Below are 14,947 nucleotides of genomic sequence, written 5' to 3'. Positions count from 1 at the left end.
TCCTTTTATTTATATTTAACTTACAACATGTACTTTAGTCCACATACCGTATTACAGGAATAAAATCTTCTAAATATATCATTGAGTGATTCAATCATTTTATGGTGGGTACGTTTTATACTTGAAATTATACATCATAAACAAAAAATAATGGAATTAAAATACAGTCTTCATGTGAATTATAATAATTCGTGACGTAAAAAGCCTCTGTGTCCGGTAAACACAAAGGCTTTTAATGATGATCGTTATTTTATTTTTCAAGCTCTGCCTGTTTAGAAGGCGGCGGATCAAACTTTATAAAGAAGTACGCTGCTAATGTACATAAGGCGAGGATACCGATGACTCCAAATGCAACATTCACTCCAAAAATATCCGGGTAAGGAATGGATGCATTTCCTTCGGATGCAGCGGTGACAGAAGTCATAATTGTGACCAGCACTGCTGTTCCGACAGAAGCCGCCACCATACGCATTGTGCCGTCCAATGCTGCACCGTGCGGAATCAGTGATTTTGGCAGCTGATTTAATGCCGCTGTCTGTATCGGCATCATAATCATGGAAAGCCCGAGCATCCGGAGTGCATATATGACCATAATAAATGTAAAGGTGGTATTGATATCAATAAAAATAAATGGAATCGTAGCCGAGGTAATAATGATTAAACCGGGAAGTATAATCCACTTTCCACCGACTTTATCAAACAGTCTGCCGATAAACGGTCCCATTAAACCTGTGATTAATGCCCCGGGGAGCATAGAAAGTCCAGCTTCAAAGGCACTGAAATCTCTCATATTCTGCATATATAAAGGAATTAATGTTTCCGTTCCGATTAATCCCATAAAAGTAATGGAACCGATAAATACACTGAATGGAAAAATCGCATATTTAAAGACTCTAAATTCAAGCATTGGATGTTTTAATTTCAGCTGTCGTGTAATAAACAAAATCAGGGACAGAATACCGATTCCGAGTGTAACAATTGTAATCGGCGCACTCCAGCCGAAATTTCCTGCATTAGTTACACCGTAAAGAATACCACCGAAGCCGAACGAAGACATGATGACAGATTGTACATCAAATTTTGTTTTCTTTACTTCTGTAACATTCCGCAGTGCAAATAAAGCAATGATAATATCAATCACTGCGATGGGCAGAATAATATAAAACAATACCCGCCAGTGATAATGTTCCGTGACCCAGCCTGAAATTACAGGACCGATCGCAGGTGCAAAAGAAATGACAAGACCAATTAATCCCATGACAGAGCCTCTTCTATTAATTGGAAAGATCAATAAAAACACTGTTGTCATTAATGGCAGCATCACTCCTGCACCAATGGACTGGATGACTCTTGACGCAATCAAAAATTCAAAATTCGGTGCTGTTCCACCGAGCAGTGTTCCTGCTGCAAAAATACTCATCGCAGTTATAAATAACTGTCTCGTTGTGAAGCGTTCAATTAAAAACGCACTGATTGGAATCATAATTCCATTAACCAGCATGAATACTGTTGTCAGCCACTGCGCACTGTTCGGTGTCACATTCATTTCATTAATGATCGGCGGTATGGCAGTAATCATCAATGTCTGGTTTAAAATCGCAATAAAAGACCCTGCAAGCAGCAGGGCTACAATGGTTGGCTTATGTATATCATTCATGTTCTGTATCCCTTCACGCAAGATTATTTATATTATACATCTTTCATGAAGATATACTCATCCTGCTGTTCTCTTTTTCATACTACATTGATTATCTTATTCTGTCCAAGGTAAAAATTTGACATCCGGCCATATCATGATGTGAACATTGATTTTTTAAACCACGGGTTAGTAATTACAATTTAACAAAGACCCGGCACCCATCACGAAGATGGTGTACCGGGCCATTAATATTTCTATTATATTTTTCCAAGTTTGTGTGCAACTTTATAAATCACAGGCTTATAAATTTTATCAAAAGTGCCCGGCAGCTCTTCAATTACGGGATTGTAACCTTTTTTAAACCGGTACACACCAAAATCTTTTGCATTTTCAGTGAAGTCCCCCGTCAATCCGGAAAGGTTAAACCGCTTCACTCCAAGGTCCTGCGCTTTCTTTATCATTTCCCATGTCGCAAAGTTCGTTCCCATGAAATAAGACAACTCAGGATCACTGCCGCTGAATAAATACACCATCTCATGGTTATTGTAGTAATACATTGCTGCAGAGAGTTCCAGCACACTGCCGTGACTGTCATGAAACTTCTTAATCTTTTTAATCCTGCTGTTTCTGGAATCAATCTGCTGCTGCTCCTGATTCAGACGCTTTTTCGTGCCTTTTGTCCCTTTGCCGCTGTCAATATCATCCCGCAGCGTCTGGGCTTTCGTTTCAAATGTTTCAAGCTCTGACTGCAGCTGCTGCATATATTCATCCAGATCAATATACGTTAATGTTAAATACATCTTATCCTTCAGCGTATTTAATATTGTTCTCAGCTTTTTCTCCGGAACCGGGTCAAAGCCGATTCTTTCCTCGGTATCTTTATAAATTTTGATAAACCGGTCGTATTCATCTTCCCCGAGGAACTTTATTTTAAGCGGCATCAGTTCAACCTGCCGCGTATTGTAACGGGTGGTTGAATCCATATTCTTTTTGAGCGCGTCCAGTGACTGATCAATATCAATCACTGCCTGATGACGCAGGAGCTCCTCAGTTACGAGCTGCTTAGTAAAGCCGTGGTGTCTGTATCCCATATCCTCATATATTTTAACGAGTTCAGGATTATTCCCCGCTTCATCTGCCACTTCACCCTCACTGTTTCTTAGCTGATAGACCATATAAGGAGAGTGAATCATCTGCAGTGCATTTTTTGATTTCGCATACGCATCGATTTCTTCCAAAAAGAATTTCAGTCTGTCATTGGTAATGTCTTCGATTAACGGACCTGTATGCGAGGTAAAGAGACGGTATTTCTTCAGTACAGAGGTTGAACTGAGCATTGATACACCGATTAACATATCATTGTCAAAGAGCCCGAGAAGATGTGTTTCATTTATATTGGAAATATAATCATAATACAACGGGTCATGAAAGTAATGCATGTATCCATGATAGCCGTCGATAAATATTTTAAATACCTGTTCTGAGATTATTTGTGTATGCATCGAAAGTTCAAACCTTTCATCAATTACTTCTTAATCATTTGGTTCAGTTTGGATTTTGCCTTGTACACATTATATTGAATCGGTGAAACAACTTTCACAAAGTCACCGGCAAGTTCTTCTATCTCTGCATTAAATCCACGTTTAAATCTGTAGACACCGTAATCTTCACCGTCTTCACTGAAGTCACCGCTGACACCGTAGAAGTTATAACGTGCGATATCATGTTCCATACAATACTTCATCATTTCAAGATGCATCATATATGGTCCGACAAACTGCGGATATTCAGTTGTTGAGGCCCCTGAATTATATACAAGCTCATACGGCGTATCAAAATAAATACCTGAAGCAAGGTTCAGTGTGTTGCCTTCTTTCTTACGGATATCCTCCGCTTCCAGCACATCCGCTTCATGTTTTGAAATCTGCTTTTCAAGTTCTTTCATCTTATTAATGGTTTTATCATTTTTATTTTCTTTCGCATCCATCTGCTGATAGCGGCCAGAAAGATCATTTAATTCCGTATTGAGCCCGTCTATATACTTATCAAGCTCCAGATAAGCCAGTGGAATTAATACTTTATCACCATATGTCATTTTAAAATGGGTAAAGTATTTAAGCGGGTCCGGATGTGTAAAGAAACCCTGGCGTTCAGAAGTATCCAGATAAAGTTTCATGAAAATATCCAGTTCATCAACATCAAGAAAACGCACTTTCACACCGTATTTCTGTGCCTTTTTAATATTTCTTTTTCTCTGTGAATCAAATGATTTCACAAGCTCTTTATCATTTTTAAACGGGCTGACATCAAGTACACTCATCCAACGTGCCTGTGATGTTTTGGAGTAACCTCTTGTGAATCCCTGATGAATGTATCCTTCATCTTCTAAAATTTGAATCAGTACATCCTGCTCTGGGTAGTCTGTCTTCTCATTAACATCCTTATCATATTTCTTATAAATCCAGTTTGGATCAAGTTTCACATATGAACAGTTGTTTTTCTTTAAATACTGATTTAAGCCTTTCAGATAGAAACGCACTAAATCATGATTATGATAATCCAGTACAGGACCGCGGTTTGAATAATAAAAGTACTTTCCAAGCCCTGTTGATTTTAATGTAAATAAACATGCTGCGATAACACTGCCGCTGTCATCCTTCACACCAAGCAGACGGACTTCCTGATCATCCAGCTGACGGTTCTTTTTATTCTCAAGCATCTGGAAAAATGCAGATTCCTCTCCAAGGTTGATATATGACTGATACTCTTCATCTGTCAGTTCTGTAAACTTCATGCCTTACCCTACTTTCCTAATTTTGTCCGTACTTTATTTAATCCCTTATACAGCGCATATGCCTGCTTGTTCACCGGTTTGATAAAGTCACCGACATACTCATTTACTTTTGCATTGAATCCTTTTTTAAATTGAATCACACCGTAATCTTCCGCATCTTCAGTGAAATCACCGCTGATACCGTAGAAGTTGTATAAATCAATATTATGTTCAAGGGCATAGTTAATCATCTGCCACTGAATTAGATAGCTGCCCGCAAAATGTCTGTATCTGTTATCTGTCCCTCCGGCAAGATAGACCACTTCGTGCGGTGTAATAAAGTAATACGCACTTGCCACCGGCAGTTCCTTACCGTGTGCTTTCAGCAGTGCCTCACCCTCAATGAATTTATCATTGATGTTCTTAAGCTGATCCGTGAGATTCACAATTTTCTTCTTCTGCTTTTCATTGGATGGATCTTTTTCAACTGCCTTCTGTGCCTTTTCTATATTCTTCTCAAGCTTCTCTTTATCTTTTTTGGTTGACTGTGTGTAGTCTTCAAGGTCAACATAGACCATTGGAATCAGCACTTTATCTTTGAAGTGTTTCTTTCTGCTGATATAAAATTCATCATCACGGTCAATAAATGATTTCATCTCTGACGTATCCTTCATAAACTTTCTGAAGACATCAATCTCATCGAGATCCAAAAATTTAATATGAAGACCGAGTTTCTCCGCCTTCTTAATATTACGTTTTCTGAGAGAATCCATATTATCCAGTAATTCTTTCGGACTTCTGTCTTTTAAATCCAGTACAGAATGCCATCTGATTTGAATAACAGGGTCAAATCCTTTAGTAAAGCCGTCATGCTTAAAGCCCTGTGAATCAAAATAATCAAATATATAACGCACACCGAGATCCTCGGTAATATTTCCATCATGATCCCGTTCATTCATTGCTTCATACGGATCCACTCTTAAATACATCACTTTTTTGGGTTTCAAAAATGCATTCAGTCCTTCAAAGAACACATCAAAGACCCGCTTGTCACTGTAATCCATGACAGGCCCGCGGTTCGTGTACGCATATTTATAAATCTTCATCACCGGACTCAGTGTTACTAAACACGCAGCCCGCACATCTCCGTCACTCTTCACACCCACTAAGTAAGTTTCTACACCGCTCTCTGTTTTTAAACGGTAATTTTCGATTGTTTGCGTAAAATGACTGAAGTGTTCGACCGTAAATCTTTCGAACTCCTCTGTCGTTAATTCAGTAAATTGCATCTCGGCACTCCTGTCCACTTTTTTTCACCTATAGTATCGTATCAGATTTTAAGTTCCGTTTCATCAAATATCCCTGTGATTGTGTCGATTTCATACATAGATTACTATTCCCATAATATTATATCATTAAGCATCTATTGAATCATGGCTGAACCTGACATGCAAAATAGTATAATAAATTGTAACCCTCACCTGAATATAGTATTATATATGAAACTAAAATGAATAGGTGGAATATAATGTTAAAAAGAACCATTTTAATGATGACTGTACTGCTCCTTCTCCCGTTCGGTGCCAAAGCAGAAGCTGCTTCTGAATGGAATGAAGCAGTAACTATATACGGCGCAGCACTGGAATCCGATGAAAATTTAAGAAATGATACAGCGGACCTCCTTCAAACAGAAGACAGTGATGTTGTGGATTATGTATATAGTGAAGATGTGAGCCGCTACCTCGGTCAGACTTACGATAATTCTGTACTGAAATCCAGTATCCGTATTATCCAGCACGACCCCGGTCACGGTTTAAAAATCACCGTTGATGAAACAATGGGTGAAATCACCCAGATTACTGATGAGACTTATCAAAATGCATTGTTAACTTCAGGTATTACAGATGCTGAAGTAACCATCGCAGCAGCAACAGATGTCACAGGAGAAAGTGCATTATCCGGTATTTATAAAGCTTACAACATTCAGGGTGAAGATATCCCTGAAGAGCGGACACAAAATGCGCAGGACGAACTTGAAGTGATTTCCGATATCACACAGGAAAACGAGAACGTGGACGGCTTTACTGATGTTCAGCTGAATAAAATGATTACCGAAGTCAAAGTAGAAATTATTAATCAGTTTAACGGTGATGTGACTGAGGAAGATGTCCGCCAGATTGTTGATGAAAAAATTCAGGAAAACGGTCTTGAGGGCATTTTGACAGAAGACCAGGTTAACCGTATTATCGTCATCATCTTAAATATCAGAGATTCCGGTATTTTTACCGGTGAAGAAGCACAGAGACTCGTGGACAGTTCCAGAGACCTCGTTGATCAGATTACTTCCAGTGATGCATTTGAAGACGCCCGTGCACAGGCAGAACAAATTGGACAGGAAATCCAGGAATCCGGTGCATGGCAGTCCTTTATGGATGCACTCAGAAACTTCTTTAACAGTTTAATGAATTTCTTCAGAGGATTATTTTAATTAATGCCCCGGCAAAAGCGCCGGGGATTTTTATTGTAAAAAATGAATGATGAGTGATAGAAAGCAGTAATATCCCGGTAATCTATATATAAGGAGGCGGTAAGTATGAAAGAGATACTTAAAACCATGATGATTTTATCTTTATTCCTTACAGTTACCGGCTGCAGCAGTGACTCATTATCCGGAAAGTCATTTGGTGTGTCCAATGTTATCATTAACCCTATGGACGGGAGTGACGTCAGTACAGATTTTATGACGACTTTTAAGTTCAACCGCGGAACAGTCACACAGACGAACGACAGTGAAATCAGCGGAAGCTACACACTGGATGAAGACGCACTCAAGATAACATTTACTAACGACCATGAAGAGCTGACAATGGTGTTCAGCGCGTTCAGTGAAACAGATATCCGGGATAACACGTATCAATCTGAACTACTTCATACCGACTACGATTATGACAACGGAGCCGTCAGGCATTTCGAAGCGTTAACAACACTTTCAAACGGCGCTCCAGTATATTTCGTGGAAGTAGATTTGTAGTTAAAAGACATCCCGTGAAATGTGGGAGAAGATCCCTGAACTGGATTCTCACATTACCATTGATATTACAGATTAACCGCTGTGAAAGATAAAGACCACCGGCTCATTTAGAATCGGTGGTCTTTAGTTTGTTACGTATTAAATTAAAAGTCCCCGCCGGGCGGCGGAGACTAATCACTTATTTTTCAACAGGTTCTTTTTCCTGTTTCTGTTTATCGTAGCGGTCTCTGTCCCACTCCTCAATACCGTGTCGGTCAATGTCTACGTTATCAATATAGAAAACAGGTGTTTTACCCGCTTTTAACTGATCACTGTAGTCTTTCATTAACTTGATAACGATACTGCTGAGTCCGATAGTTGCTACTAAGTTCGTCACTGCCATTAATGCCATAAATACATCCGCTGTATCCCATGCCAATGAAATATCCATTACCGCACCGACATAAACCATGCCGATAACCAATATTTTGAAGACAAATAATACAACTGGATTTTCTTTAATATAGTTCAGGTTACTCTGGCCGTAGAAATAGTTCCCGAGAATTGAACTGTAAGCAAATAACAGAATGACTACCGCAACAAATATAGCACCAAACTGTCCAAGTTGTGATGTCATCGCCGCCTGTGTTACTTCGATTCCCTGCATTGCATCCGGACCGTGACTTAAGTCAGTATACATCAGAATGATAATGGCAGTCGCAGTACATACAACCATCGTATCAAAATAAACACCCAGCGTTTGAATCAATCCCTGTTTCACAGGATGGCTCACAGCAGCCGCAGCAGCGGCATTCGGTACAGAACCCATACCCGCTTCATTCGAGAACAATCCGCGCTGGAAACCGCTTAGGATCGCAGCTCCGATTGCACCACTGAAGACTTCTCTTACGCCGAACGCATGCGCAAAGATTTCCGTAATCATTGGAATAATCATATCATAATTTAATACTAAAATAATAATAACCACAACTAAGTAAATCACTGCCATGACCGGTACAATCAAACTGGTCACATTCGCAATTCTTTTCGCACCGCCGAAAATAACCAGTGCAGTTAAGATAGCGAGTATAATACCAATCACACTGCGGTCAATATTAAATGCGCCGTTATAAGCAGCAGCAATCGTATTCGCCTGTAAGCCGTTAAATGCAAAGGCAAATGTCACTGTAATAAGTATCGCAAAGAATATACCCAGCCAGCGCTGACCGAGACCTTTTTCCATGTAGTATGCAGGTCCGCCTCGGAAGCCGCCTTCTTTATCCTTTACCTTGTAAAGCTGACCAAGTGTTGACTCGAAGAATGAAGACCCCGCACCAAGAAATGCAATCACCCACATCCAGAATACAGCACCCGGACCACCGAGAACAATTGCTGTCGCAACACCGGCAACATTACCTGTACCGACACGTGAAGCGGCACTGATGGTAAATGCTTTAAAAGCCGAAATACCTTTAGAACCATCCGGCAGTGTTTCAGAAGGTTCCTTGATTACCTTAAACATTTCTTTAAACCAGCGAAGCTGTACAAAGCGTGAGGACAATGAAAAATATAAGCCCGCAACAATTAATATTCCTATTAAAAAGTCTCCCCACAAGAGGCCGTTTGCCACAGCAATCACTTGTTCAAATATATCCATAAATCTTTCCATAAAAATGCACCCCCTTAGATAATCATTATTATATCATCAAGTGGGGTGCTGTAGTAATTCAATTTTAAATCTGCTGCTCAATATATGCTTCTTCTACAATACCGAACTGTTCTTCCTCCACAACAAATGAGCCGTTGACATATTTTCCTGTGACTCTGACTGAACGTGCGGTCGTTTCAAACTGCGACTGTGCCGACTGCATAACAATCCGCGCATCACCCTGAATCAATCCGCCTCCTACAATACGGTGCGGCTTCGACTTAATATCTTTTAATAACATTGATCCGACCTGACTGCGGCCGCCTTCTTCAAACACAGATAAATCTGTACGTTTGACAGCACCGCGGTTTGAGACAGTCACAAGGTGTGTTTCGTCATGGATAAACTGATGAATAACGATTTCGTCATCCTTTTTAACGTTCATCGCTTTGACCCCTTGAGACTTCAATCCTGTCTCATTTACATTATCGAGCGTATATCTTAGAGTCATTCCTTTTGCGGTCACAAATAACATATCGTCTTTTCCGTGAGCGGAAAAATTCACAGCAGTCACTTCGTCACCTGCTTTTAAATTCATGCAGACAATCGGCCGCTTAATCCGCACCGCTTCAAACTGCTTTAACGCCGTGACTTTAATCTGTCCTTTTTTCGTTGTTGTCACAACAAATAAAGGCGCATCATAATTTTCAACAGTCACTGCCTTCACAGGGTATTCATCCTGCTTCAGATTGAAACGGCTGGATAAATGCTGCCCGTTATCCTTCCACCTGATATCCTGCAGTTCATTTACCGGAATCACTAAATAGTTACCGTGATTGGTAAACACCAGCAGCTGCTCCAGTGTATGCGTTTCTTTCAGGAAAATCAGACGATCTTCTTCCTTCATACCGATTTCTTCCACTGTACTCGCATTAAAACTTCTCGGACTTGTACGTTTGACGTAACCGTCTTTTGTCAATGAAACAAATGTATCCTCTTTAGTAATCAGCACTTCTTTTTCAAGTTCAATCGTTTCAATTTCATCTTCAATTAAAGTTCTGCGCTCTGTTGAATACTCTTTTTTAATACTTTTCAGTTCACGCTTAATCACAGAAAGCAGCTTACTTTCACTGCCGAGTATTTCCCTCAGCTGATTAATAGTATATTCAAGGTCGCTGTGCTCTGTTTCAAGCTCAACAATATCTGTATTCGTTAACCGGTACAACTGGAGCATGACAATTGCTTCTGCCTGCATCTCAGTAAAACCATATGCTTCTATTAAATTGGATTTCGCATTCTTTTTATTATCCGATTCACGAATGATTCTGATAACCTCATCAAGTATAGATAAAGCTTTCATTAATCCCTGAATAATATGCATCCGTTTCTCTGCATGTTCAAGTTCATACTGTGAGCGGTTTGTGATGACTTCTTTTTGATGTTTGACATAGCTCGCCAGAATTTCTTTTAAGCCGAGCCGCTTCGGTGCCCGGTCACTGATTGCGACCATATTAAAGTTATATGTGACCTGCAGATCAGTCCGTTTATACAAGTAGTTAATAATACCTTCTGTATTTGCATCTTTACGGAGTTCAACCGCAATTCTTAAGCCCTCTCTGTCCGTCTCGTCGCGGACTTCAAGAATACCGTCTACTTTTTTGTCCGCCCGGATTTCATCAATTTTTTTCACCAGGTTCGCTTTATTCACTTCAAACGGCAGTTCATCAATTACAATCAATGTCTTCCCGCCGCGCATCTCTTCTGTTGTGACTTTACTTCTGACAATAATACGTCCTTTGCCTGTCGCATATGCCCGTTTAATCTCTTCACGCCCCTGAATAATCGCACCTGTCGGGAAATCCGGTCCTTTAATAATCTCCATTAATTCGTCCACTTTTACAGACGGTTTATCAATCACCTTTAGTGTCGCATCAATGACCTCTTCTAAATTATGCGGCGGAATGTCCGTTGCATATCCGGCTGAAATTCCTGTAGACCCATTGACCAGAAGGTTTGGGAATTTTGCGGGAAGTACTGTCGGTTCAACTTCCGTATCATCAAAGTTATTCATGAATTTCACAGTATTTTTATTAATGTCACGAAGCATTTCATTTGAAATTTTAGAGAGTTTCGCTTCTGTATAACGCATCGCAGCCGGCGGATCACCGTCTACACTCCCTTTATTCCCGTGAATAAGAATTAGTTCCTCACGCATCTTCCACTCCTGGCCGAGTCTGACCATGGCGTCATATATGCTTGATTCACCGTGCGGGTGGTAGTTACCGATTACATTACCGACTGTTTTTGCACTTTTACGGTAATTTTTTTCAAATGTATTATTCTCTTTGTACATTGCATATAAAATACGGCGCTGCACTGGTTTCAGACCGTCTCTGACATCAGGAATTGCACGATCTTGAATGACGTATTTGCTGTAACGGCCGAAGCGGTCGCCGATGACGTCTTCTAGCTTCAACTGCTGGATACTATCGGTCAAGCTGATCATCCTCCCCTTCTAAATGCTCCATTTCATCATTATCTAAAATACTTTCCTCTTCCTCCAGTGTGAAACTCACATTGGACTCGATCCATTTTCTTCTGAGCTCTACATTATCACCCATCAAAGTTGTCACACGTTTTAAGGACTGTGCCTCATCATCAATTCTCACTTGAATCAATGTCCTGGTATCCGGATTCATCGTTGTATCCCACAGCTGGCCGGCCATCATTTCACCAAGACCTTTATATCGCTGTAATTCAACATTTTTACCCATTTCATTTTGTGCTGTTATCAATTCATCTTCGGTCCATACATAACGGATATCCTTCTTCTTGCCTGCTTTTTTTTCAAGTTTAAATAAAGGCGGCAGTGCAATATAGATTTTCCCTGCTTCAAACAACGGTCTCATATAATTAAAGAAAAATGTCAAAAGCAGTACCTGAATATGCGCACCGTCCGTATCCGCATCGGTCATAATTATTACTTTATCGTAGTTAACATCATCAATATTAAAATCCGTACCGACACCGGCACCGATTGTATGAATGATTGTATTGATTTCTTCATTTTTGAAAATATCTTCAAACCGTGCTTTTTCAGTATTAATCACCTTACCTCTTAAAGGCAGAATCGCCTGAAATTTTCTATCACGGCCGAGCTTTGCGGAGCCTCCTGCAGAATCACCCTCTACTAAAAAGAGCTCATTCTTCTTTGCATTTTTACTCTGTGCGGGTGTCAGTTTTCCGGATAAGAGCATATCGCGTTTCTTATTTTTCTTTCCGTTTCTCGCATCTTCACGTGCTTTACGTGCCGCTTCACGAACACTTCTTGCCTTGATTGCTTTTTTCACAAGCTGCGTACTGAGCGTACCGTTTTCCTCGAGATAATACGGCAGTTTATCATTCATCAATGACTCAAGCGCATTACGGGTTTCCGGTGTACCGAGCTTACTTTTTGTCTGACCTTCAAACTGCAGCAGATGTTCAGGAATTTTCACCGATACGACTGCCGTCAGTCCTTCACGGATGTCATTGCCTTCTAAATTTTTATCCTTATCTTTCAGCTCTTTAATTTTTCTTGCATACTCATTAAAGACACGGGTAAATCCTGTTTTAAACCCAACCTCATGTGTCCCGCCGTCCTTTGTTCTGACATTGTTCACAAAAGATATAATAGTCTCCGTGTACTGGTCTGTGTACTGGAAGCTGACTTCCGCTTCAATTTCCTGATATTCACCATTAAAAGTCACAATCTGACCGATAGAGTCTTTACCTTCATTCAAAAATTCAATAAATGACTTCAGACCGTCATCATATTGAAATGACTCTTTTTTCGGTTCATCACTTCTTAAGTCTGTCAGTTTAATATCCAAGCCGCTCAATAAAAAGGCCGACTCTCTCATTCTTTCAGTAATCGTTTCAAAATTAAAAGACGTGCCGGATTTGAATATTGTTTTATCCGGTTTAAAAGTAACTTCCGTACCGGTTTTTCTTGTTTTGCCTGTCACTTTAAGCGGCATATCCACCTTACCGCCATTCTTAAATGACATCTCATGAATCTCGCCGTCACGGTGAATTTTAAGTGTCAGCCATTCACTGAGTGCATTCACAACGGATGCACCCACCCCGTGCAGCCCGCCGGAAGTTTTATAGCCCCCGGAACCAAATTTACCACCAGCATGAAGCACAGTGAAAATGACTTCCGGCGTCGGTTTTTTTGAAGCATGCATCCCTGTCGGCATACCGCGTCCGTTGTCTATAATTGTAATACTTTCGTCTTTATTAATTGTAATGCGGATACTGTTGCCGTAGCCGTTCAGTACTTCATCCACTGCATTATCAGTAATTTCATATACCAAATGGTGCAGTCCTCTTGCATCCGTGGAACCGATATACATCCCCGGACGCTTCCTTACCGCATCAAGACCTTCAAGTATTTGTATTGAATCATCAGAATAATTTCCTTTACCTGGCACTGTTGCGACCTCCTACAAACATACGTTCGTTTAATAAATCTACTTTACCATAATGATAAAGCAGCAACAATTATTTATTATAACAGATTTTAAGCTTTCCATTATTATTACCATTAATCGTAGTGAAATATTGGTTTATTTTTTTGATGCAGCATAAAAATGTCGGCACCTTCTAAATTTTATACTAAGTGACACAGTTTGGAGAAAATCTGTATTCTGTAGCGAAATCAGCTTAAAAATGACACAGAATACCGACTCAATTACAATCTGTAGCGAAAAGAGGCTTTAAATGCTACAGATTCAGAAAATATAAATTTCTGTGGCGTTTTAGAGAATTCCCACTTACTTTTGTCTATTTTATTTCTAGATACTCCTCACTAAGTTTACATAATAAAATTACAGTAAACTATTATTTTAATTCTAAAATGAAAATAATTATGGTAAACTGTTAATACCTGATAATAAAGGAGCTGGCATAAATGACTACGGTTATTCTCCTCGTCATTGGCAGTTATTTACTTGGTGCTGTCCCTTTCAGCTTAATCGTTGGAAAACTGTTTTATAAAATTGATATTCGTGAACACGGCAGCGGTAATGTCGGCTCTACCAATACATTCCGGGTACTCGGAATGAAGGCTGGCAGTGTCGTACTTGTTCTTGATATCCTAAAAGGGGTAATTCCTGTACTGGCAGCAACTTACATACCACTTGAAGTGAATGTTCCTGTGCTGTTGTTCGGACTTGTTTCTACACTCGGTCATGTTTTCCCTGTATTCTTAAAATTTAAGGGTGGCAAGGCAGTTGCTACATCATCTGGTGCAGTTTTGGCATATAATCCTATTGTCTTTATTATATTAGTCTCATTATTCCTGCTGACACTGAAAATCAGTAAATATGTATCACTGTCGAGCATTGTTGCTGCAATCTCGTTTTTAATCATTTCCCTGATTTTATGGGATCCATTGCTCATTATTGTTGCAGTCATCATTTCAATAGTTATCATTGTTAGACATATTTCTAATATCAAGCGTATAATAGACGGTACCGAATCAAAAATAACCTTCATGTAATTTTGAAAGGATGATTATTTATGATAGAAGTTACAGACAAAGCACTGAAATGGTTGGAAAAAGAGCTTGAACCGGAAAGTCATCAAGGCGTTAATCTCTACGTGAGATACGGTGGGGAAACTCAGCTGAAACAGGGATTCTCTCCTGCAATTACAGTGGATACTATCCCGGATGATGCAGAAACATTTGAATTCAATAATCTGATTGTCTTCATCAATGAATCAGATTTATGGTATTTTAAAGATAATAAACTGACAATAGATGTCGATGGTGAAGAGATTAAATTCATCCCTAAAAACGATTAAAGTATTAATAACTGTATCAAAAAGGAC

General features: G+C 39.7%; 11 protein-coding genes. 4 read left to right on the top strand and 7 right to left on the bottom strand.

Annotated features, from left to right (window positions below; translation table 11 throughout):
* Nucleotides 1-250 precede the first annotated feature (250 nt).
* From ACFSX4_RS02230 to ACFSX4_RS02215, 4 genes are all read right to left on the bottom strand, one after another.
* Complete coding sequence (locus ACFSX4_RS02230) at nucleotides 251-1,657, bottom strand: MDR family MFS transporter (RefSeq protein ID WP_377771121.1); 1,407 nt, start codon at nucleotides 1,655-1,657, stop codon at nucleotides 251-253.
* A gap of 239 nt (nucleotides 1,658-1,896) precedes the next feature.
* Nucleotides 1,897-3,141: a peptidoglycan bridge formation glycyltransferase FemA/FemB family protein gene (locus tag ACFSX4_RS02225; RefSeq protein WP_377771120.1), complete on the bottom strand. Its 1,245-nt coding sequence runs from the start codon at nucleotides 3,139-3,141 to the stop codon at nucleotides 1,897-1,899.
* 23 nt (nucleotides 3,142-3,164) lie between these two features.
* A complete protein-coding gene (locus ACFSX4_RS02220; protein ID WP_377771118.1) occupies nucleotides 3,165-4,433 on the bottom strand; it encodes a peptidoglycan bridge formation glycyltransferase FemA/FemB family protein in 1,269 nt (422 codons plus the stop codon).
* An 8-nt stretch (nucleotides 4,434-4,441) separates the two neighbouring features.
* Nucleotides 4,442-5,701, bottom strand: coding sequence for an aminoacyltransferase (locus tag ACFSX4_RS02215; protein ID WP_377771116.1), 1,260 nt, complete (start codon nucleotides 5,699-5,701; stop codon nucleotides 4,442-4,444).
* Between the two features lie 239 nt (nucleotides 5,702-5,940).
* On the opposite strand from ACFSX4_RS02215, the gene ACFSX4_RS02210 reads away from it, so the two are divergent.
* Both ACFSX4_RS02210 and ACFSX4_RS02205 read left to right on the top strand, forming a co-directional pair.
* On the top strand, nucleotides 5,941-6,900 hold the full coding sequence (locus ACFSX4_RS02210) for a DUF1002 domain-containing protein (protein ID WP_377771115.1): 960 nt from the start codon (nucleotides 5,941-5,943) through the stop codon (nucleotides 6,898-6,900).
* A 105-nt stretch (nucleotides 6,901-7,005) separates the two neighbouring features.
* On the top strand, nucleotides 7,006-7,443 hold the full coding sequence (locus ACFSX4_RS02205; RefSeq protein WP_377771113.1) for a hypothetical protein: 438 nt from the start codon (nucleotides 7,006-7,008) through the stop codon (nucleotides 7,441-7,443).
* A gap of 178 nt (nucleotides 7,444-7,621) precedes the next feature.
* Here the strand turns inward: ACFSX4_RS02205 and ACFSX4_RS02200 are convergent, their stop codons facing one another.
* The 3 genes from ACFSX4_RS02200 to parE all read right to left on the bottom strand — a co-directional run bounded on the left by ACFSX4_RS02200 (nucleotide 7,622) and on the right by parE (nucleotide 13,545).
* The gene (locus tag ACFSX4_RS02200) at nucleotides 7,622-9,091 is read right to left on the bottom strand and encodes an alanine/glycine:cation symporter family protein (protein WP_377771111.1); all 1,470 of its coding nucleotides are present in this window, start codon (nucleotides 9,089-9,091) and stop codon (nucleotides 7,622-7,624) included.
* 64 nt (nucleotides 9,092-9,155) lie between these two features.
* Nucleotides 9,156-11,567, bottom strand: coding sequence for a DNA topoisomerase IV subunit A (parC, locus tag ACFSX4_RS02195; protein ID WP_377771109.1), 2,412 nt, complete (start codon nucleotides 11,565-11,567; stop codon nucleotides 9,156-9,158).
* On the bottom strand, nucleotides 11,557-13,545 hold the full coding sequence (gene parE / locus ACFSX4_RS02190; RefSeq protein WP_377771107.1) for a DNA topoisomerase IV subunit B: 1,989 nt from the start codon (nucleotides 13,543-13,545) through the stop codon (nucleotides 11,557-11,559). The genes parC and parE overlap by 11 nt, the downstream gene beginning before the upstream one ends.
* A 479-nt stretch (nucleotides 13,546-14,024) precedes the next feature.
* On the opposite strand from parE, the gene plsY reads away from it, so the two are divergent.
* Both plsY and ACFSX4_RS02180 read left to right on the top strand, forming a co-directional pair.
* Nucleotides 14,025-14,615: a glycerol-3-phosphate 1-O-acyltransferase PlsY gene (plsY, locus tag ACFSX4_RS02185; protein ID WP_377771105.1), complete on the top strand. Its 591-nt coding sequence runs from the start codon at nucleotides 14,025-14,027 to the stop codon at nucleotides 14,613-14,615.
* 20 nt (nucleotides 14,616-14,635) lie between these two features.
* The gene (locus ACFSX4_RS02180) at nucleotides 14,636-14,920 is read left to right on the top strand and encodes a HesB/YadR/YfhF family protein (RefSeq protein ID WP_377771103.1); all 285 of its coding nucleotides are present in this window, start codon (nucleotides 14,636-14,638) and stop codon (nucleotides 14,918-14,920) included.
* Nucleotides 14,921-14,947 lie beyond the last annotated feature (27 nt).

It is taken from the genome of Corticicoccus populi, assembly GCF_042686195.1.
Classification (GTDB): Bacteria; Bacillota; Bacilli; order Staphylococcales; family Salinicoccaceae; genus Corticicoccus; species Corticicoccus populi.
Note: the sequence above shows the minus strand (reverse complement) of the source record. Positions and strands in the feature narration are given on the sequence as shown.

Bases quoted from the DNA above. Each gene is read 5' to 3' on its own strand.
- ACFSX4_RS02210 (WP_377771115.1), top strand. From the start codon at position 5,941: ATGTTAAAAAGAACCATTTTAATGATGACTGTACTGCTCCTTCTCCCG.
- ACFSX4_RS02200 (WP_377771111.1), bottom strand. From the start codon at position 9,091: ATGGAAAGATTTATGGATATATTTGAACAAGTGATTGCTGTGGCAAAC.
- ACFSX4_RS02220 (WP_377771118.1), bottom strand. From the start codon at position 4,433: ATGAAGTTTACAGAACTGACAGATGAAGAGTATCAGTCATATATCAAC.
- ACFSX4_RS02215 (WP_377771116.1), bottom strand. From the start codon at position 5,701: ATGCAATTTACTGAATTAACGACAGAGGAGTTCGAAAGATTTACGGTC.
- ACFSX4_RS02230 (WP_377771121.1), bottom strand. From the start codon at position 1,657: ATGAATGATATACATAAGCCAACCATTGTAGCCCTGCTGCTTGCAGGG.
- ACFSX4_RS02225 (WP_377771120.1), bottom strand. From the start codon at position 3,141: ATGCATACACAAATAATCTCAGAACAGGTATTTAAAATATTTATCGAC.
- plsY (WP_377771105.1), top strand. From the start codon at position 14,025: ATGACTACGGTTATTCTCCTCGTCATTGGCAGTTATTTACTTGGTGCT.
- ACFSX4_RS02180 (WP_377771103.1), top strand. From the start codon at position 14,636: ATGATAGAAGTTACAGACAAAGCACTGAAATGGTTGGAAAAAGAGCTT.
- ACFSX4_RS02205 (WP_377771113.1), top strand. From the start codon at position 7,006: ATGAAAGAGATACTTAAAACCATGATGATTTTATCTTTATTCCTTACA.